This is a genomic window from Paenibacillus sp. FSL H8-0104 (genome assembly GCF_038050215.1).
Taxonomy (GTDB): Bacteria; Bacillota; Bacilli; order Paenibacillales; family Paenibacillaceae; genus Paenibacillus; species Paenibacillus amylolyticus.
The window spans coordinates 2,791,855-2,812,155 of sequence record NZ_JBBOTC010000001.1 but is presented as its reverse complement, the minus strand read 5'-3'; the positions used below and the strand labels follow the sequence as shown (position 1 = coordinate 2,812,155).

General features: G+C 47.3%; 19 protein-coding genes. 3 read left to right on the top strand and 16 right to left on the bottom strand.

The window, feature by feature from the left end; genetic code table 11:
- Positions 1-32: 32 nt before the first annotated feature.
- The 9 genes from NST38_RS12865 to NST38_RS12825 form a co-directional block, all read right to left on the bottom strand.
- A complete protein-coding gene (locus NST38_RS12865) occupies positions 33-1,031 on the bottom strand; it encodes an ABC transporter substrate-binding protein (protein ID WP_076249600.1) in 999 nt (332 codons plus the stop codon).
- Positions 1,032-1,210: 179 nt separating this feature from the next.
- Entirely contained in the window at positions 1,211-1,585 is a 375-nt protein-coding gene (locus tag NST38_RS12860; RefSeq protein ID WP_076249601.1) for a hypothetical protein, read from the bottom strand.
- A 22-nt stretch (positions 1,586-1,607) separates the two neighbouring features.
- A complete protein-coding gene (locus NST38_RS12855) occupies positions 1,608-2,270 on the bottom strand; it encodes a 3'-5' exonuclease (protein WP_076249602.1) in 663 nt (220 codons plus the stop codon).
- 61 nt (positions 2,271-2,331) lie between these two features.
- The gene (locus NST38_RS12850; protein WP_076249603.1) at positions 2,332-2,907 is read right to left on the bottom strand and encodes a histidine phosphatase family protein; all 576 of its coding nucleotides are present in this window, start codon (positions 2,905-2,907) and stop codon (positions 2,332-2,334) included.
- Positions 2,907-5,129, bottom strand: a complete 2,223-nt coding sequence (locus tag NST38_RS12845) for a class I SAM-dependent methyltransferase (protein ID WP_076249604.1) — start codon at positions 5,127-5,129, stop codon at positions 2,907-2,909. Before NST38_RS12845 ends, NST38_RS12850 begins: the two co-directional genes overlap by 1 nt.
- 234 nt (positions 5,130-5,363) lie before the next feature.
- Positions 5,364-5,738 carry a phosphotransferase gene (locus NST38_RS12840; protein WP_256719973.1) on the bottom strand — a complete coding sequence of 125 codons (375 nt, stop codon included), beginning with the start codon at positions 5,736-5,738 and terminating at the stop codon, positions 5,364-5,366.
- Positions 5,739-5,807: 69 nt separating this feature from the next.
- Positions 5,808-6,467, bottom strand: coding sequence for a GNAT family N-acetyltransferase (locus NST38_RS12835; protein WP_076249606.1), 660 nt, complete (start codon positions 6,465-6,467; stop codon positions 5,808-5,810).
- Positions 6,468-6,475: 8 nt separating this feature from the next.
- Positions 6,476-6,922 carry a RidA family protein gene (locus NST38_RS12830; RefSeq protein WP_076249607.1) on the bottom strand — a complete coding sequence of 149 codons (447 nt, stop codon included), beginning with the start codon at positions 6,920-6,922 and terminating at the stop codon, positions 6,476-6,478.
- Positions 6,919-7,821: an AraC family transcriptional regulator gene (locus NST38_RS12825; protein ID WP_076249608.1), complete on the bottom strand. Its 903-nt coding sequence runs from the start codon at positions 7,819-7,821 to the stop codon at positions 6,919-6,921. The genes NST38_RS12830 and NST38_RS12825 overlap by 4 nt, the downstream gene beginning before the upstream one ends.
- A gap of 127 nt (positions 7,822-7,948) precedes the next feature.
- On the opposite strand from NST38_RS12825, the gene NST38_RS12820 reads away from it, so the two are divergent.
- Both NST38_RS12820 and NST38_RS12815 read left to right on the top strand, forming a co-directional pair.
- On the top strand, positions 7,949-9,238 hold the full coding sequence (locus tag NST38_RS12820; RefSeq protein ID WP_036608810.1) for a Gfo/Idh/MocA family oxidoreductase: 1,290 nt from the start codon (positions 7,949-7,951) through the stop codon (positions 9,236-9,238).
- Between the two features lie 166 nt (positions 9,239-9,404).
- On the top strand, positions 9,405-11,060 hold the full coding sequence (locus NST38_RS12815; RefSeq protein WP_076249609.1) for an MGH1-like glycoside hydrolase domain-containing protein: 1,656 nt from the start codon (positions 9,405-9,407) through the stop codon (positions 11,058-11,060).
- Between the two features lie 73 nt (positions 11,061-11,133).
- Here NST38_RS12815 and NST38_RS12810 read toward each other — a convergent pair whose 3' ends face one another.
- Positions 11,134-11,478, bottom strand: a complete 345-nt coding sequence (locus NST38_RS12810; RefSeq protein ID WP_047842639.1) for a hypothetical protein — start codon at positions 11,476-11,478, stop codon at positions 11,134-11,136.
- 123 nt (positions 11,479-11,601) lie between these two features.
- Between NST38_RS12810 and NST38_RS12805 the strand changes: the two genes are divergently transcribed.
- The gene (locus NST38_RS12805; protein WP_036608832.1) at positions 11,602-12,024 is read left to right on the top strand and encodes a hypothetical protein; all 423 of its coding nucleotides are present in this window, start codon (positions 11,602-11,604) and stop codon (positions 12,022-12,024) included.
- Between the two features lie 199 nt (positions 12,025-12,223).
- Here the strand turns inward: NST38_RS12805 and NST38_RS12800 are convergent, their stop codons facing one another.
- The 6 genes from NST38_RS12800 to NST38_RS12775 form a co-directional block, all read right to left on the bottom strand.
- A complete protein-coding gene (locus NST38_RS12800; protein WP_076249610.1) occupies positions 12,224-15,397 on the bottom strand; it encodes a bifunctional cytochrome P450/NADPH--P450 reductase in 3,174 nt (1,057 codons plus the stop codon).
- Between the two features lie 300 nt (positions 15,398-15,697).
- Complete coding sequence (locus tag NST38_RS12795) at positions 15,698-16,252, bottom strand: glutathione peroxidase (protein WP_076249611.1); 555 nt, start codon at positions 16,250-16,252, stop codon at positions 15,698-15,700.
- 215 nt (positions 16,253-16,467) lie between these two features.
- Complete coding sequence (locus tag NST38_RS12790) at positions 16,468-17,193, bottom strand: LutC/YkgG family protein (RefSeq protein WP_076249612.1); 726 nt, start codon at positions 17,191-17,193, stop codon at positions 16,468-16,470.
- Positions 17,183-18,700, bottom strand: coding sequence for a LutB/LldF family L-lactate oxidation iron-sulfur protein (locus NST38_RS12785; protein WP_076249613.1), 1,518 nt, complete (start codon positions 18,698-18,700; stop codon positions 17,183-17,185). Before NST38_RS12785 ends, NST38_RS12790 begins: the two co-directional genes overlap by 11 nt.
- Positions 18,697-19,425 carry a (Fe-S)-binding protein gene (locus NST38_RS12780; protein WP_017688927.1) on the bottom strand — a complete coding sequence of 243 codons (729 nt, stop codon included), beginning with the start codon at positions 19,423-19,425 and terminating at the stop codon, positions 18,697-18,699. Before NST38_RS12780 ends, NST38_RS12785 begins: the two co-directional genes overlap by 4 nt.
- A gap of 114 nt (positions 19,426-19,539) precedes the next feature.
- Positions 19,540-20,301 (bottom strand): DeoR/GlpR family DNA-binding transcription regulator, encoded by a 762-nt coding sequence (locus NST38_RS12775; RefSeq protein ID WP_076249614.1) that lies wholly within the window; start codon positions 20,299-20,301, stop codon positions 19,540-19,542.

Sequence of the window (20,301 nt, the reverse complement as noted above, 5' to 3'; positions counted from 1 at the left end):
AAATGGATTAAGGTCTTATGAAATTGATTCAATTATGGAGTCATTTTTTCCGATAGATCATCAATTTTCATGGAATTTGCTGTAATCGCACCTGATTGCCAATGTGCTCTTTCCATGATATACACCTGATTGTTCTTAACCGCTGGAAGCGACTGCCACAACTTGCTGTCAAGTACCTTCAAAGCTTCCTTGTTCTCAGGGGATGACCATTCTCCATTGGAAGGGAAAATAATAAGATGATCCGCATCAAGTTGCGGGATGGCCTCCTCAGACAAGATTTCCTGATATTCTTCCATCTTGCTAACCAGAGGATGAGGTGTTAGACCAAGCTCCGAATAAATAAATCCGGTAAATCGATTCTTCACACCGAACAACGCCAGTGTATCATCATTAACATTCAACCGGACAACTGCGACGGTCTCGTCTCCAACCGCTTCCTGCAACTTCGCCTTAGCATCTGCAACCTTAGCTCCGAATGCCGTAGCAACTTCTTCACCCTTTTCCGGTTTACCCACAACATCGGCAATGGTTTTCAAAATTTGATTCGAATCCTGCAATACGCTCTCAGGCAAGCGATACGTCGGTGCCACCTTGGAATACATCTCATATTTCTCCATATCCACTCCACCATCTACAATGATGAGATCCGGATCATATGCCAACAAAGCTTCAATGCTCCCTGTGGTGTCAAATTGCGGAACATCCAGTCCTAAATAATCCTGTACACCCCACAAAGGATGATACCACTGCACTACAGGTGTAATATCGAGCGCCTTCAGATAATCCTCCACATATATTCCAGCAATCCGCTGTGGTTGAACCGGAATCGTCACATCTCCAAATTCATCCTGTACAACTCGTGTCGCAGGCTCTGTCTCGTTTCCAGAAGTATTTTCTCCAGAAGCTGCACTTTCAGTTGAAGGAGTCTGTTCCGCATTCGTAGCGGTATTTGTACTACATCCTGAAATAACCAGACCCATGAGCAGTAATGTAATCGTCCACCCTTTGAAACCTTTAACTAAACCTACCATGTTACCCTTCACCCCTATGTGATCTGTTAATGTAACCGTGAGAATGTTTCACATATAATGATTATCATTCTCATCTATTGCTTAGGTGAATTGTAACTCATGCTTCAGCCGACTCACAATGTACATTTGATGCTATTTTTTTATACAAACGGAAACACCCTTGTTGGTCCTCCCCCCGCTTATCGCAGGGGCAACCTACCTTGTCGATAACTTTCCAACAGTTGATCCACAAAGGAATCGTTCGCCGTACCCTGTAACAGTGCAGCACCAATTAAACCCATATCATCACTTACATACCCCGCTAACTCAGGTTCGCCGGTGAGAGCCAAGGTCTGTTTGAACGCCTGTTCCCTGCATGCGCGCAGCACCTCTTCTTCAGCTACCGCGGTATCTTGAGCCCATCGTTCAAAAGCTTGCATCCACTCGTCAGCAAATGCAGAGGCATCCCTTTCATCCAAGTAAATTTCCACGTCCAATCCTTCGAATGTCTGCTGGGTCAGAATCCGTCCCTCGTTAAGATCCAACAGTAGCTTCTCCACATCCGTTTTGCTCATTGATCTCTCCTCCAGTTCCTCGTCAAGTCAGATACATCTCTGGTATAACGAAACGTTTCATCATCTGCTTTGGATCGGCTGTAAAATGATCCAATTGAAGTCCCTCATATTCGCTAAGGATACTTTCAAAGATACGAGCAATCACACCACAATCTGCCAAAGCATTGTGCCTGTGAATTCCATCTGTATTCAGATCGTAGTACCGAATCAGAAAATCCGTAGAGACAACCTCGGTAATCTCAGGATGAATGTAGGTGAACATCGCTTTTGTATCGAGCACCGGGTTAGTCAACATCGGAAGCCCATACTCATCACAATGCCGCTTCAAGATGGGCAGATCATATTCATATCCTGCTTGTGTTACAAGCACGTTATCACCAATGAATTTCTGAAATTCCTGAAATGCTTCTACGAACGACGGAGCCTCCAACATTTCCTCATTCGAAATGCCTGTTAATTTCGCCACAGCTTCTGGTATAGGTTTGTTCGCACGTGCAAGTGATGAAAATGTTGTATTACATTGTTGTCCTCTTTGGTAATGCATCGCACCAAATTGTGTCACATTCTCCACCACAGGATTAATGCCTGTACCTTCGAGATCAAATATGCAGTACATCCTATCCTGCAATGAAGATACGCTTAGATTTTCAATAAAGTATGTATCAGGCAACAGCGTAATTTTCATCCGTCCAACTCACTCCTCCCCACTATCATTCTGGCTAATGCATTTCTCATATATAACTCTGTCACTCCCACAATCGGGTGACCTGGACCAACTTGCGCGTTCCATCAAACTGCAACTTATAGATGTCCGGCATTGTAGTCTTCTCCCAGAAATCATAACCGTAGGAAGAATCATAGTGTTGTAAAATAAGAGTCATTACATCTCCATGGGTTCCGATGACTACCTTGTGACCCACATGTTTATCCAAAATTTTCTCGATGACCGCTACTGCTCTTAAGCGAGCCTGTTCACCAGACTCTCCACCTGGATGCGCATACGTAGGATCACGGTACAACCGCTGCTTGGCTTCACGAAAATTATCATGCTTCACATCCGAACTCGATAACTGACGTTCACGCAGATCTTCCTCTGTCACCACAATTCCACCTGACCGATCTGCCAGAATCTGAATCGTATCCACCGCTCGCCTGTAAGGGCTAGAATAGAACAGTTGAATCTGCTCCCCATGGAGCAGACTGGCAACCGTTCCCGCATCTTGATGACCTTGCTCTGTCAGTCCACGCTCGCGTTCTCTTCCTTCAACATATCGAGACTCCGCATGTCTGACAAAATACAAAAACGTACTGGCCTCACTCATCATCCATCCGCCAACCCTTTTTTCTTCTCAATGACAATCAGGCAGGTACTGTCTGGCAAAGGCGCAGGCTCACCATTTTCCTTCATGAAGATCATTCGTTCTCCAAGCGCTTCCGTGTACCCCTCCTGGAGAAAATGTCGGAACGTAATCATCTCGGCTTGTTCACCCAGCGCTTCTCGAATACAGTTCTCATAGGCTGTCGGCGTGAATATACCGAACTGTTCCTGAATTTCATGCACGTATGCCTCTTCGCCCCACGTATAGGTGTAGAGAAACTCCATTGCATCGTTGATCGGCAATACGACCTCATTGTCTGAGACCCGCTCATATTGAATTGCACGTCCCTGAAAATCCTCTGCATACCGCTCCAGCCAGCGCATCCCATCCGGTTCCAGAAAACGAATCCGGCGCTTCTGTGCCTCCGGTTCACTCATGATGCCATCCCGAATCAGAATTCTTCCTCCAGGTGACAGCACACGGAATGAACTTCTCAGCGCTGCCACAACCGTATCGGAATTAAATCTTCGACCGTCCAGTTCAATATAAGAATACAATTCATGCAGAATGGATGAAAAAATAACCGTATCCACTGTGCCCGGCTGCACATATTGCTCCAGTTGCAGAGCATCGCCCTTCATCACTTGCCAGCGATGTCCCTCACGCTGTTTTTTACGCTCCAGCACTTCAATGACATTGGCTGAGATATCGATACCAATCGGCTCCGCTTCCGGTTTTTCCTGCTCAATCAGATCCAGCAGAATTCCTCCACCTGGACCAATATCCAGTACCCGTTTACCAACGATATAGTCAAGCAGTACTTTTTTGTAATCACCGGAGCTGTTCATATCGGATAAATACGTCTCTTCGTTGTGGAAACGGTCATAGGCATCCCGGCGTAATCCGAACAGGTCAAATAACAGCAGTACAGCCTTCTCGTATAACGGCGACTTTTCAGCTTCAATACAGAATGCAATCAGTTTCTCCGCCGCTGGAGAAAATTCAAAGGTCACGAATAATGTATCCGGCAGATCCGTATGACGTTCAATGCGATGGGTTAGATGGGGATAGACGATCTGCTCCCCTGACACAATCTGTTCCCACGAATACTGTTCCAAATATTTTTCAATCATTCGTTTCTTGTAAATATTGAGCTTCTTGACGCCCTTGTAATCGTAATACATCGTATTCATCAATGGTTCGAAGCTGATATGGCGAACGATTTCAGATAGACTCTCCATGGATGTTGGATGCATGCTCTCGCTGCGAAGCGTCAACAGGAACACTTTCACCATCTCCTGCAACGAAAAATCCTGCATGGCCGATTCCACATACCATAATGTGCGATGGGCGAGCGGAGCCAGCGCCTGTTCTACATCCAGTTCCGTTTGGAGCTTGGCGTAAGCCGTATCCATAGCTTCTCCCTGCCGAATGGATGAACTTCTTAAGCGGGATAACCGTTCCTTCACGCTCCAGTCTTCATGATCTGGTCCAGCGATAATCCAGCCTACAATTCGCTGTACCTCAGCCTGAACCTGATTCCATAAAGCTCGATCAACGCCTGCAATAATGCACTCATTTAATGCCATCAGTATGGTGTGCAATTCATCTGTAGTAAGCCACCCTTTGACGATCAAGGCGTGGAGCGAAGCATTCTCGGCAAATGGAATCTCTCCGCGTATGTATTGACCAATAAGTCCATGCGTAGCAATCAGAGTACGAATAATCTCATGCCTTGGTGTGTGTGAAGTCAGTGCAGCATGCTCGCTTATATCCGCATTGTTACTTAGAGCACCACTCGGAGAACCAAGTTGATATATACTCGTCTCCTTGGTCTTATCGATGTCATTATCCAGGTGCTCCGCCACTGCGTATAAGTCATATAACTGAGCGGACCCCACATTGTGTACAAACAAGTTAACGCCCTGCTTTTGCCATACCCGCCGTTGCTCCCGTGATCCGGCCTTCGCCGTCTCTGACCAGATTAATACGTCTTCCAGAATTTCTCGCACCCAAAAAGAAACCTGAAGCTCCTCCAGTACGTGAAGTGTACGCTCGGTGTAGTCCAGTACTGGATTTGTTCCCTCAAGTTCGGCAATGGAATGAATACGTTCGAGGTTAATATGGGGTTTCTCCGCTGCTGCCAGCAGTTGCAGCCATAGCTGCTGGGCTTCCGGCGTGTTACCTGACTTGTATGATTGTATGGCCTTTAATGAATGCAGCATGAATATGTCCCCTCTCTTTCTCTACCCTTATATATAAAATCATTAGATTCGTCTATAGATGTTGAACTAATCATTAACACGATAACGGAGAGGACAGAAAAAACCTTAAAAAGCGAAGCGCTCGCCTTTATCCCCGGATTTTCCCCTTCGGAAAAGGGAATCAAAAAAATCTGGGGATAACAGCGATTGAAAGGTTATTCTGTCATCGTAGTGTCAGTGTAAATAATATGTAATTCAACTTTTATAACCGACGAATTCGTTCCTGAACAAACTTGAGCAGCTCTCTCCCTCTTGAGCGGGCAAATCCTCGTCTAGACGCGCGGCAGCAACTGGCAGCATCCAGGACTCTATAGCTTCACGTGTAATCCCGGAAAGTTGCATAAAATGATGGATGTAATATTCGACCAGCGATTCACGAGCCGTTTCAAAACCCATTCGTATAGCAGGCTCTGTATCTTCCGGCAATGTGCGGCTCATTAATATTACCCAGCTTTGAGCCATATCACCCGCAGGATCTCCCGCCATACCAGTCATCCAATCGATGACCCTATATGGATCGCCGCCCTCACTGAGCATAACATTATCAGGGTGAAAATCGCCATGACAGATCTGCTGTTAATCAGGCAATATTTTATTCTTTCTGGACTGCTTAGAGTGGAAAATCCATTCTATATAACTTCATAATGTGCTCGTTCGAATAGGCATAGATTTCCGCATTTCTTCCCTGACCGATTCGTTCCATATTTCCCCTCCGAACTCACTGCCTCTGACTTTGGAGAAAACCATACAATCAACCAGCGTACCTGTGCTGTCACGTCTCATCTTGCGCAGTATACCTTCCAGCGTATAACCCGCTCGTTCGGCAACTTTGGCACTTCGCACATTGCGGGCATCACAGCGGATCTCCAGCCGGTTCGCCTCCAGATGAGTAATGGCAAATTGCTCAATGCCTCTCACCGCTTCCGTCATCAAACCCTCACCAGCTCGCGATGTTCGAATCCAGTAACCGATCTCAAAACAGCGTGCATTCCAGTCAATGCGATGTAACCCACTGCTACCTACGAAATCATCCGTATGTCTATCACGCAAATGTAACATCATGTCGGTACGTTCCAGATATTGCAGCCTTGCTTTGCGAACAGTCACTTCAGACTCTTCCAATGAAGGGATTTTCTCGGCAAAAGGTAACCACAACCGCAGCTGCTCCGCACTCTCACGGACCGCCTCATTAACGGCTGCGCCATCCCCCCACTGTGGTGCTCGAATCGTGAGGCGTTTCGTATGGAAGCTCTCGGGAATCGTTAGCATAATTGGATTAAAAGAAGACGATTCTGTCATCGTTATACCTACTCCTCCACTTGAAAAATAGAATCAATGATCAGCGGCAAATTATCCCTTACGGACACTGCACCGAATACTGAACGAGCGTGTACCCCCTGATCCCCAAATACCTCCATCATCAGATCCGAGAATCCATTTAGCACTTTATGATACTCCTGATACGAAGCGGACGCATTAATGAATCCCTGCACTTTAACCACTCTCTTCACCCGATCCAGTGAACCCAACACATCTCGAACGACAGCAAGCACCTCCAGTCCAGCGTTCCGGGCAAAATCATATCCCTGCTCTGTCGTGAAGTCTGATCCCAGTTTGCCACGTTCAGAGGTATCCGGTCCTTTCCCGGATACATACATAATTCCATTCACAATAACGGCATTGGCGTATTTCGCTGCGGGGGCACTGGCCTGTGGCAAAATGATCCCCATTTCATTTAATCTTGCTTCAATCATCGTATATTCTCTCCCTCTTTTAGGGTCCTCACGGAACCCGATTCCTTGTATTCCTGTCTATAAACTCTTGGCGATACCTGAACGGTACGTTTGAACATCTTGCCAAAATGAGAGAAGTTACTGAACCCCGCAAGCCAGGCGATGTCCGTAATGGATTCTTCACTTTCTCGCAGTAAACGCTGTGCTTCCTTCACCCGTAACAGATTCAGATAATCACTGAAGGTAAATCCCGTCGTTTGTTTGAACAATCGACTCAGATAATGCGGACTAATACGAAACATGCCCGCCACCTCCGGTAATGTCAGTGGTTTCTGATAGTTCTCATTCAGGTAACGTACAACTGCCTGTGTCTTGGGATGAAGAACCGGCTCACGATCATCGGAGCTTAACCTGCCCAAGTGTTGATTACGATAGGCATGGAGCAACAATTCAACAGCCCGGTGACGGAGCAACAGGTTGCTTCCAGGTTGAGGACGAAGCATTTCATCCACCATTTCGCTAACCATCCGTTCTAGAACCTCCGTGACTTGAGATGGAAACCTTACAATAGGAATCTCCCAACAGAAGGGTTCCTTCAAGCCTTCAACTAACTCCGCGGAAATAGCTATGGCTGCAAAAAGCTCAGGCTTCAAATACAGCACCATCCGCTCATGGTCAGGCATACCGCTCTCCAATGTTTTATGAACCGTATTGCGGTCAACAAACACCAGATCACCAGCCTTTACCCGGTAGGTCCGGTCCTTAATGAAATAGATACGCTCACCAGACAACAGGTAATATAACTCATAATGATCATGCAGATGGTCATCCGTCATCGAGAAATATCCAATGCGACGATCATATTCGATGTGCAGTAAATCCGAGGGATCATGAAAATCTGCACTGAAAGGTTCTGTCATATCGCCCTCTCTCCTTTCCATAAATTATAGCAAAATATGCGGCATTTGAAAGCGGTTACGCATAAAATGCGGCGAAAGAAGTACTCCCTTGTTATAGTCTAGAGCTATATTCAAGGAGGCGATAGACATGAGTAACAAGAAACGTTATGTATTAGTCGGAACTGGCGGCCGCGCCGAATTTTTTTATGGTGCTTTGACCCGGGATTACAGGGATACATCCGAGCTTGTCGGCTTTTGTGATATAAATCAAGTCCGCATGAACTACGCGAATCAACTATTGAAGGAAAAGTACGAGTATCCTGAGGTACCCACTTATCCTGCAGATCAGTTTGATCAGATGATTGAGAACGAGAAGCCTGACTATGTCATCGTAACGAGTGTTGACCGCACCCATCACAAGTACATCATTCGTGCGATGGAACTGGGTTGTGACGTTGTCACCGAAAAACCGATGACCATCGATGAGGAGAAATGTCAGGAGATTCTGGATGCTGTCAAGCGGACTGGCCAGAACGTAAGAGTCACCTTTAACTACCGTTATGCACCGCACCATACTAAGATTAGAGAACTTATTCTGAATGATACCATCGGGAAAGTCACTTCCGTTCACTTTGAATGGCTGCTGAATACCCGCCACGGGGCAGATTATTTCCGCCGTTGGCATCGGGACAAGCGTAATAGCGGCGGATTACTCGTGCACAAATCCACCCATCACTTCGATTTGGTGAATTTCTGGATTGGCTCGCAACCGGATACCGTGTTTGCATTTGGTGATCTGATGTATTACGGCAGAGAAAACGCAGAAGAACGCGGTGTAACGCAATTCTACAACCGGGCAACCGGCAACCCGATCGCAAAGGATGACCCTTTTGCACTGCATTTGGATTCAGACGCACATATGAAGTCCATGTATCTGGATGCCGAATCGGAAGATGGTTACCAGCGCGATCAGAGTGTATTTGGGGATGGCATCAACATTGAGGATACGATGGGTGTTCTTGTGAAGTATCGGAACAAAGCGATTCTGACGTACTCCCTCGTCGCCTACCAGCCATGGGAAGGTTACCGCATTGCCATTAATGGCACCAAAGGCCGGATTGAGATGAACATTGTGGAGCAATCCTATGTCAACTCATTGGGTGACAAGAGTAAAGAAGGTGCATTGATCGGTAAAACGTTGCGGGTTCTTCCAATGTTTGATGCGCCATATGAGGTTGAAGTGGAAGAAAAAGCAGGTGGACATGGCGGAGGTGACCCGGTTCTGCTGAATGATCTGTTTGGAGAGCCTGTTGAAGATCCGTATCATCGCGCTGCTAACCACGTGGACGGTGCCAGATCCATTCTGACGGGTATTGCTGCCAATCGCGCCATCGCGACGGGTTTGCCTGTCAATGTCAATAATCTGGTTCGTTTCTAAGTCTCCCAGGTCTGCACTACATTATTAATTTCATTTAAAGGCTGCGCATATCACGCAGTCTTTTTTATATTTTTGTGGCTAATCTGCAAGTCGACTCGGACTTCTATAACGGTACCGTTCGGATCTTTGAATCGAATCAATAAGCAGACGCTACAAGGAGGAACATATGACAGAAGAGATATTAAATCGGCTGCGCAACATTTCGATTATGGAACAAGTTCAGCCAGTCAAACCGGAAGATCAGCAGTTATTACAGGAATGGCATGCGTCGGGTATCCGGTTTGCGGCATCGGGCGGACGAATGGAAGCTACGTATTATGCGGCAGTGGAGAAATTGCTTGCTTGCATCCTGCCCATAGGAGACAGCAATCCTATTTTACAAGAAGGTGGCATCTATCTCGGATGTTGGTTAGAGAGTACAGGTACCATCAATGCGGAGCTGTTGTCTCGCCTGCTTCCATCTGTGTCCGAAACAACGTACCTCGCATTTGCCAAGCAACAAAGAGAAGATGGATTGCTCCCGTATAAACTCACGGCAAACGGACCTTCTTTCCGGCAAATCCAGTTGGTCACTCCGCTGGCACGCAGTGTATGGAACCACTATCAGCTTCATATCAATCATGGCAAGCAGTCGCCTTTCCTGAACACGATGTATAAGGCTATGGTTCGTTACGATGAGTGGATTGCCCACAACCGTAATACCCGAGGAACTGGCTGTGTAGAGGCCTTCAGTACGTTTGACACCGGACATGACTTATCCCCGCGATTCTGGCATGTTCCGGATACACCTTATATGAATGATGCTTCTGCCTATCATCCGGATTCTCCGATTCTGCCTTTTCTGGCACCGGATCTGACCGCCAATATCTATTGTCAGCGCACGTATCTGTCCCGTATGGCTGAAGAACTGGGAGTATCGGGAACGGATTGGAAAGCAAAAGCCGAGTCTAGCCTGGAAAGTCTTTTCCGTTATTGTTACGACGAACAGGATATGTTCTTCTATGATCGGGATCGCAATGACGAATTGGTCAGAGTCCAATCTGATGTGTTGCTCCGCGTAATGGCCTGCGAGGTGGGTGACCGTGAATTGTTCGATAACCTACTGCGTCGGTACCTGTTGAATACAAGCAAGTTTTTCGCTAAATACCCGTTTACATCGATTTCAATGGATGATCCCAGATTTGATCCCTTTTCCTCCTATAACAGCTGGGGAGGGGCATCCAATTTCCTGAGTCTGATTCGGGCGCCACACGCATTCGAGTATCATCATAGATATGTGGAGCTAACCTGGGTAATGCAGCCTATCTTGTCCGCTCTATCCAAAGATAAGCGATTTGGTCAGGTACTAAGCCCCTGGACCGGAGAACAAGGTTTTACCGAGACGTACTCCCCCTCCATCCTCTGTCTCCTCGATTATGTGGAGCGATTATGCGGAATTATGCCTGTTGGATCGAATCAGCTCTGGTTTACCGGACTGCTCCCCATCGACATGGATCATGGTGAGATCGTATCTGGCAACACGGCTTATAGCCGGAAAGTCAACGGAGTAGGATATGAATTGGTCAACACGCCTGATCGCATGACGGTATATCTGGAAGGCAAGGTTCATCTGGACGGCCCGTCAGGGATTCGACTGGTGACGGATCATAGTGGACATCTGAAAGGCATCATTGGAATGAGCGTTCGCACCGTCGAGGGGGAGCTTTACTATCAAGGGGAGTGTATCCCGATTCAGATCAAAGGAAATGAAATGCAGCGTTACGCTGATGGAAATTTGAAAACTGAACGCGATATTGGCATCATCCATCCTACGTATCGTTAATTGTTTGTATGCAAAAAGCGCAAGTTGCGGAGGTTTACTGCCCCTGCACTTGCGCTTTTACATTTCTTTATTTCTACACCTTCCGGTTCCACGCCGGGTGGCGATAAAATTCAATCGTATCAATATAATTTACCGTGAACTGCTGTTCCACATCCGACAGATTCAACAGTTTGCGGTCGATTTGCTTCATCCCCATGACCACATCATGCCTTAGCAGGTCCATCGCAATTTTGCCTACAAATCCGCCTTCCATCTCTTTATGCTTGGTACGAAACTCTTCATTGTAGATCAGTTCAGGTGTGAATGCCGCTTCGACGAAAGCATTAACGAGCGTAAGCTCATTGCCCTCGATCTGCACTGCTAGATAATAATTGCCACGCTCATCCTTAATGAGGTCTTTATACATCTCTACGATCATGTGAATCACTCCTCTATTATAAAAGAAACCCCGTTAGACTTAACGAACATGGGCTATCAAACGTACACCTTCCTACCCCGTTCCTTCATATACTAGGTACAAATGGCGAACGGAGGAATACTTATGAGCTGGCAGCATCTCCATACTGGAAAAACACTTCAGCAGCGCCTGGCAGAACTCCAGGGGCACCTTGCAGAACTGAATACTCCACTCTCCGGGTTGGAACCGGGACGTATTCGTCGTGTCTATCCAAGGCAGTTTATCAAAGTAAACCGGCAGTTATTCATTCCACTTAGTCTGAATTCCATTCGGGTATTCGATATTCCTCGAACACGGCGAGGCGTCAGAGTGGGAATCCGCACGACTTTCCCTTCCAGGAATGCATTTAACAATATCAGACTTGTGGGCGTGGGACTGGATTATCTTGAACTCCAGGGAAAAGGCAGAGTCCCTTCCCGTATATTATTTCCTCTCTCCAGCGTCGAGTCGATCTATCGGCCAACCACCGGAAGAAAAAACCTGAAACGGCCTTGTAGACGGAAGTAAAGCTGGTTCTTTTCGCAAGCCATACAATGGTTCCCAAATGTCTGCATACGGGTGCTCCCTTCCAATATATAATTATAACCCATGCAACCACTTATCTGCTGAAGAATCATTTTATGTCAAAAAGCGGTGAGAACAGAACTGCTTCTGTATCTCACCGCTCAGCCAGTTAAGGATCAAGCTGACCCTTCATATGTGTACATCAGATGCCTGTCCATACATCCTTGGCATAACGACCATCCTGCTGAAGCTGATTAAGCCAATCCTCTGCTTCCTTCGCGGACTTGCCATGAATATCAGCGTATGCCTGCTGGAGTGTAGCTTCCACATCAGGTGCCATCTTGCTGCCATCACCGCAGATATACAGATGCGCACCCTCTTCAAACAAAGGAATCAGTTGATGGGCATCGTCTCTCATCAGATGCTGTACATAACATTTCTCCTCCCCGTCTACACGGGAGAAGGCCGTATGAAGTTTTACAAGCCCTTCTTGCTGGGCTGCTTCCAGTTCATTTTTGTACAGATAATCATGCTCGGGATTCCGGCATCCAAAGTACAGGTGGGCTTCGCCAACCTCTTGACCTTGTTCCTTCAATACATGCCTTGCCTGCAAGAAACCTCGGAATGGAGCAACACCTGTACCCGGGCCTACCATGATGACGGGAACCTGTGCATCCTCCGGCAGTTGGAACCCGGATTCCGGTGTCCGCGTGAACATCACGATCTCGTCACCTGGTTTCAGGTTAGCCAGATAGTTGGACGCAATACCTTTGTATTCTCCCTGTCCACTCCATGCCGGGGCGCGCACAACACTGACCGTAATACTCGCTTGATCGGGCTGAACACGCGGTGAACTGGAGATCGAATAATATCTGGCTTTTAATGAAGGCAATAATTCAAGGAAACGCTCAAACGGCAATTCACATGCCTCATATTTCACCAGATAATCCAGCATGGAGATCCGTTTGTTCCGCACTTCGTCCATATACACAGATTCATCAAGCAGCGCTTCAAGTTCTTTTTTATGCGGTGGACATACGGTGTATGCTGCCATTTCTCTCAACTGCGCACGCGTTGCAGCTTCCTGAAGCTCAACGCTATGACTGAGCAGATCATACAGGTTCACCGGTTGATGTAGCGGCAGATGCGCGGCACTCCGACCGGATGCATCCAGAACGAGATGCTCCGTTCCGGTGAATCCATAACGACGAAGTACACGTTCCACCAGCTCCGGTGGGTTCTGCGGCAGAATGCCCAGGTGATCCCCTTCCTTGTAGGTTATGCCTTCAGGCAATTTGATCTCCAAGTGACGTGTGCTTCGTTCACTGCCCGCGTCGTGAAGCTCCCTGTTCTCAAGTACTTCTGCCACATGTGCATCATACGTATCCGCAAGCGGTGTTACGACGAGCCCGCTGACAAACTGTACAGACAGTGAACTGCGTTCGCTATTGGAGCTTGTGTTTAGCTTCAATCCCATCGTTCGTGCGAGATCTGGCCATAATTGCTCTGTCCAATCCCCCACCTGTTTCTCAAAATCTCCGCTGGCATCTGATTCACCCAGTGGTGATAACCGCTCTGCTCCTCTGGAAGATAACTGTTCATCTATTAAACGCGGAATACGCTGATAGGTGCTGGCCCAGTTGTGGTCACCGCATCCAAGAACGGCGAAACGCACACCTTTGAATTCATTCGCATCTGCATGTTCGATCCACTCGACAAACATCTTGGCATTACTTGGCGGCTGACCGTTATAGGATGCACTGACAATAATGACGGCGCCCTCCTTTGGCAGTTTGCCAACACGATCATCCAGCGTAGCGACCTCACTCCGGAAACCCTGATATCTGGCGGTATCCGCAAGCTCACGTGCAATGCCTTCAGCGGTACCCAGATTGGAACCGTACAGAACAAGCATCGGTGTGTGGTGGGCATTTGCTGCATCCGGCTCCGTTCTTTTGGCAACCGGCTTTGGTTCTTCTACCGCTACACCCGGAACGGCCATGACTGGCTGCCCGCCACGCGCACGTACACGAATTGTGAAGTTATCCGGTTTGAGCGTCAGCGTTTCTTTCACTTTTAACTGATAATCAGAATGATCTATGAAGTCAAAATGCTTCAACACCATGCCCAGTACCAGCGTTGCTTCCTGAAGTGCAAACTGCTGACCAATACAGGCCCGTTGACCATTACCAAAAGGTTTATAGGCATCATGCGGCACTTTGCTCGGATCTTCGAACCGTTCCGGGCGGAATTCCTCTACGTCGTCTCCCCATGCTTCGCGGTCACGATGCAGCTTGGGAATAAGTACACTGACACTGTCTCCTTTTTGCAAAGGATATTGACCCGCAAGTACAGTGTCCTCTTTTGCATACAGAGAAAATGCCGGGGCCGTAGGCCATAACCGCAATGCTTCATTCAAAACCATACGAACGTACTTCAGATTGCGAACCTGGTTGTACGTTGGAACCGGATCTTTCAGAATCTGATCCACCTCAGCTTGGGCTTTAGCCAGCGTATCCGGATTCTTCATCAGATAATAAACGGCGAAGGATAACAGTCCACTTGTGGTCTCATGTCCAGCGATCAGGAATGTAATAATCTGATAACGGATGTTCTCATCATCCAGCGTTTCTCCTGTTTCCGGGTCCTTGCCGCTGAGCATGTGGGACAACAGATCATCTGCGCCTTCCTGCGGTTTCTCTTTGCGCTCGGCAATAATGTGATCCACCAAAGAGAACATGGAACGGATATCCTGTTCAAACTGTTTCTTTTTGGTGATCATCAGCTTGTCTTGCAGACGCAGTCGTTGCAATGAACTCATGGATTCATCCAACGCACGAACCATACTCGTAATGAATGGATGTGGTTCTTCCCGATAGAAGCTGTTAAACCGATAGTTAAACCCACACAGGCCAATCGTGTCGAGCGTAAGACGTGTCATATCATCCGGAACGTTAACCGTCTCATCCGGGTTCAATCGTGACCATTTCTGAACCAGCTGCACAGCCAGATCAATCATTTTGTTGTGATATCCCTGCATCGCACGTTGACTGAAACTTGGCAGCAGTACGTTATGGGCTTTTTTCCAATTCGGCTCCTCGGTCCAACTCGTAAATAGCCCATCTCCTGCAAAAGCACGAACCTTCGCAAGGGGTGCCCACACCCGTTTGTCGAATTTGGATTCATCTGTTACCTCGGCGACCAGTTCGTGACCTGAAATATACAATTCACTTCGCCCAGGGTACTCCATACGAAAGATCGGTCCGTATTCTTCAGCCAGTTTCACCAAGGATTGCACCGGCTCTTCAAAGTTCAATTGCGGCAAATTGCCTAGTGGGCCAAATGTTTTTGGTTGAGGCACTGAAATTGGTGGCATGACGCTCACTCCTTCTTCCCAAGTTAAGAGTTCTACAACTAAAAAATAATGACTTGATTTACAGACGTGATTACACTTACTCTTCAGATCAACAGATTCAAGTTATTTTTTGCACATTTTCATATTTCATCCAGATAACGATAAAACCATTTAAAGAACTAACTGACTGAAATGGTATATTGGTCATTTTTGATTAAAAAAAATGGAAGACTTCGTTATCTTCTTTTACCCTAACATTTCCAGTTCTAATCTTCAACAGTCCCAAAGTCATAGGACCTCAGGACAGGGATTAAGGTATACTTATGAATTCTTTAACAGAACCTGAATAGCTGACTCCATCTCTAATGGAGCTACTGTCGTTTCATAACGGCCATGGACGTCCCCATTACGGTCAATCAGGAATTTGGTGAAATTCCATTTGATGCCGTCACCTTGATACAATTCTGGATGTTTCTCCTTCACAAAGGTGTCCATCCACTCTCCTTCCTTCGTGTCCAGATCATAACCTTGAAATGGCGCTTCTGTAGTCAGATAACGAAACACCGGATGCATCGATTGCCCAACGACCTCAACCTTCTCGAAGATCGGAAAGGATATCTGAAACTGACTTCTGCAATACTCAACTACCTCAGCGCTACTACCAGGTTCTTTGTCGTTAAATTGGTTGCACGGGAACGCCAAAATTTCCAGCCCCTGATCACGATATTTCTCATACATCTGCTGAAGTTCACTGAATTGCCGGGAGTAGCTGCACCGACTTGCTGTATTCACAATAAGTAGCACCTTCCCTTTAAAAGCAGAAAAATCACCCTTGTGTCTATCCATAAACGGAACTTGGTAAGAAAATATACTCATCTGTATTCATCCTCCTCTTTCTCTTTTGTATCTCATATGAACTCTCTCTTGAAATGGATTATACACTTCCATTATTAATAGGTGAAATATATAATTAATATAATTTTAATAGTTTTTAACTATAGTTAACAAAATAAAAAACTGCCCTCAGCAGTCAAATACTGCATCTCGGACAGTTATCAAAATCATGATGTGCCATCACGCTAAACACATCGTTAACCCATAATTAAACCATATACAATGCCTGGTCCGTGTACCCCAATGGTTAAATCATTTTCAATATCGGAAGAGCGGCTTGGCCCGGAAATAAAGTGGATGCCTGCCGGAAGATTCTCTCTTCCCACTTCGTCAAATCGATCCAGCGTCTCACCCAGTCTGGTGTACAGTCGATCCACTGGGATAATGATGATGAGTACCGTAGGCAAGAGACTGACCGAACGACCTTTTTCCGGTGAAGAAAGTACAGTGACCGAGCCTGTGTATGCTGTTGCATAATCCGCCATGACCACACCAATATCAGCCTCAGCTGCCCGAGCCTTCCAGTTCTCATCCGCCTGACTATTCCACACTGAGATCTGTACATCCGGAAGCTGCTCTTCCAATCCGAGATCCTGTAATGCCTGTTCATTCTGTCGAATGATATACCTGGCACTCAGTTCATGAGATTTGTTGGCTATAAATTGAGATACTTCTTCCATATTCTGAACCCGGGCAATGTGTGCGCCTACACTCACAAAGTTATCCGTAAATGCTTGAATACGCTTCTCTTCATCCCATTCCAGCTCAGTCCAAAAGTCGGGTGCTCCCCGAAAGGGTTGGGTCGGCGCATGGCGTTGCCTTGGTCTTCTCAATTTCGAAGCAATGTCATTCATGAACTGCTCCTGTTTCTCCATCGACTTCTTCTCCAATTGTGCGAGCCATTGCTGATGTTCAGTGACCATGCTTACCATCCCCTTCCTCTCGTTCACGAATAATCTGCTCCATACGGCTGCGAACGGAAGAATCCATGGCCGATTGCTTCTGGTTCAGTTCCTGATCCAGCTTGTTCCATTGTTGCCGGAAGGATTTCTTGGCGAGGCTTGGCGCAACCCGATAATTGTTCCAGCCTTTAAGTGGACCCAATTTGAGTGAAATGCCGTTGTTGCGTACAACTGCCTTCTGCCCGATCTGTCCCAGGCGTATGGCCGCACTGAAACGTTTGGAATTGGATACAACAGCGGCAAATCCCTTCATGCCCATGCTCTCCATTTTGTTTCCATGGCCGTCTTCCACTTTACGCCTACGTAGATAAACGAGCATATCATGCAATGGAATTTTAACTGGACATGCTTCATAACAGGCTCCGCACAGACTCGAAGCACCCGCAATATCGTTCCATTCATCAATGTTGCCATTAAGTGCAGGTGTCAGTACTGCGCCAATTGGACCACTGTACGTCCCACCGTAGGCATGACCTCCAATATGACGATATACCGGGCAAGCATTCAGACAAGCACCACAGCGAATACAATTCAGCAACTCCTGGAATTCAGGATCACCGAGCTGTAAAGATCGACCGTTGTCCACGATAATAATATGCATTTCATCCGGCCCATCAGCATCCGCTGTGCGGCGAGGACCTGTGATGCCTGACATGTACATCGTTAGTTTCTGACCTGTTGCGGAGCGTGGCAACAAGGTTGCCATGACTTCCAGATCCGTCCACGAAGGGATGATCCGCTCCATGCCCATCAGTGTAATCTGCGTTTTCGGAACAGTGGATACCATACGGGCATTGCCTTCATTTTCGAACAAAACCATGGAACCCGTCTCTGCAATTGCAAAATTGCAGCCGGTCATGCCGATATCTGCTTCGAGGAATTTCTCACGCAGCTTTTTGCGAACAAATCCGGCAAGTACCGTTGTGTCCGGCTCCAGAATTTCACCCGCTTCCTTCGATAACAACTCTGCAATCTGGTAGCGGTTCTTATGGATCGCTGGAATGACAATATGAGAAGGGGCTTCGCCTGCCAACTGAATGATGTATTCACCCAGGTCGGTCTCAATAGCTTCAATTCCCGCCGACTCCAATACATGATTCAGGTGCACTTCCTCCGACACCATCGATTTGGACTTCACCACCGTAGAAGCTTGCTTATGCGCCGCAATATCCAGCGCAATCGCCGCTGCTTCCACCGATGTATCTGCAAAATGAATATGAACCCCGTTCGCACGGGCGTTATTCACAAATTCATTCAGGTAATAATCCAGATACGCAATCGTATGCAGACGAATCTGACGGCCACGCTCCCGCCATTCATCCCAATTTCCATGTTCTTCTGAGGCAGATTTCTTCCCGTTACGCAAACGTTCTGTCGTGAATTTGACTGCTTTTCGCAGAAAATCATCATTCAAGGCCAGTCCGGCACGTTCTTTGACCGTAGTATCCATGACTCCCGGTTGGCTCATCCTGTTCGCACCCCCTCATACAGTAGTTCCGCCAAATGCATTACACGCACCGGTTCATTCCGATAACGCAGATTACCTGCGATATTCATCAGACAGGCCATGTCCAGCCCCACCAATACTTCGGCTTGTGTCTCTTTGACATGATCGACCTTCTCCGTCACCATCGCTCCTGAAATATCGGACATTTTAATGGCAAACGTGCCCCCGAACCCGCAGCAATCCTCAGCAAATGGGAGCGGAACCAATTCCAGACCTTTTACTTGAGATAGTAGCGCCATCGGCTCATCCTTCACACCAAGCAGACGGCTGCCATGACAGGATGGATGATAGGTTACTTTGTGCGGAAAATGTGCGCCCAGATCGGTTATCCCGAGTACCTGAACGAGGAATTGAGTAAACTCATAAGCTTTGGCTTCCAATCGTTTTGCCTTCTCCAACCATACTGGTTCATCCGCGAACAGCTCGGGATAATGATGAATCATATACGTACACGATCCCGAAGGACATACCACAAAATCACTGTCGTCAAACGCTTCAAGAATCGTTTTGGCCGCTACCCGAGTCTCATCCCAGTACCCGCTATTGTAGGAAGGCTGACCGCAGCAGGTCTGCACCGGCGGGAAATCCAGCCGAACGCCATGAGCGGCGAGCAATCTGACCATGGCTTCCCCCACTCGGGGATAGATGGCATCGCTGAGGCAGGTAATGAATAAGGAGACCTTCATAATTACACGCTCCTATTAACTGATTAGTAGATAAATTGACTAAGAATATTTACACTGGACACTCCGTTTCGTGTAAATGTTTAGTTCAATTTATATAGATAAAAATTTAAAAGATTAAACCGTGATGATACCAATATCGTATCCGCTCAAACGTTCTGTCTGTTCAGCCTCCAATGGCTGATCGGTAACGATCATATGGACTGCATTTAACCCGGATACTCGGGCAAAAGCACGGACACCAAATTTACTGGCATCTGCAAGTAAGATGACTTGATCTGATATGCCAACCATCTTCTGCTTCAGCCTTGCCTGGAGTTCATTGGATTCACTGATTCCGCCGCCTTCGAGATGTACACCTTTGCACGACATGAACATTTTATCCACGTGATACGTTTCCAGAGAACGCTCCGCGAGCGGCCCAACAAAAGACAACGAGCGAGATGCCAACTGGCCCCCTGTTGAGATGACCTCAACCTTGTCACGGTTGCTGAGTTCAGTGGCAATTTGGATCGAGTTGGTTAAGACCGTCAGCGGAAAATCCGGCATGTTCGCTGCCATATAACCTGCCGTTGTGCTCGCATCCAACAGAATGCGATCACCCGGATTAATCATCGCCAGAGCGGCTTGTGCAATCCGCTTCTTCTCTTCCGCATGGGTTGTCTCCCTGATCCGGTAAGGAATCTCCGGTTGATCTTCCTTCACACTTACTGCACCACCGTGAGATCGGCGCAGTCGGCCTGCCTGTTCCAGCCGATCCAAATCCCGCCGGATGGTTTCCTCCGTCACCCGGCAGCGCTCACTAAGCTCGGATACACGCATACTGCCCTTTACATTCACCATCTCCACAATTCGGTCATACCGCTCGGCTGCCAGCAT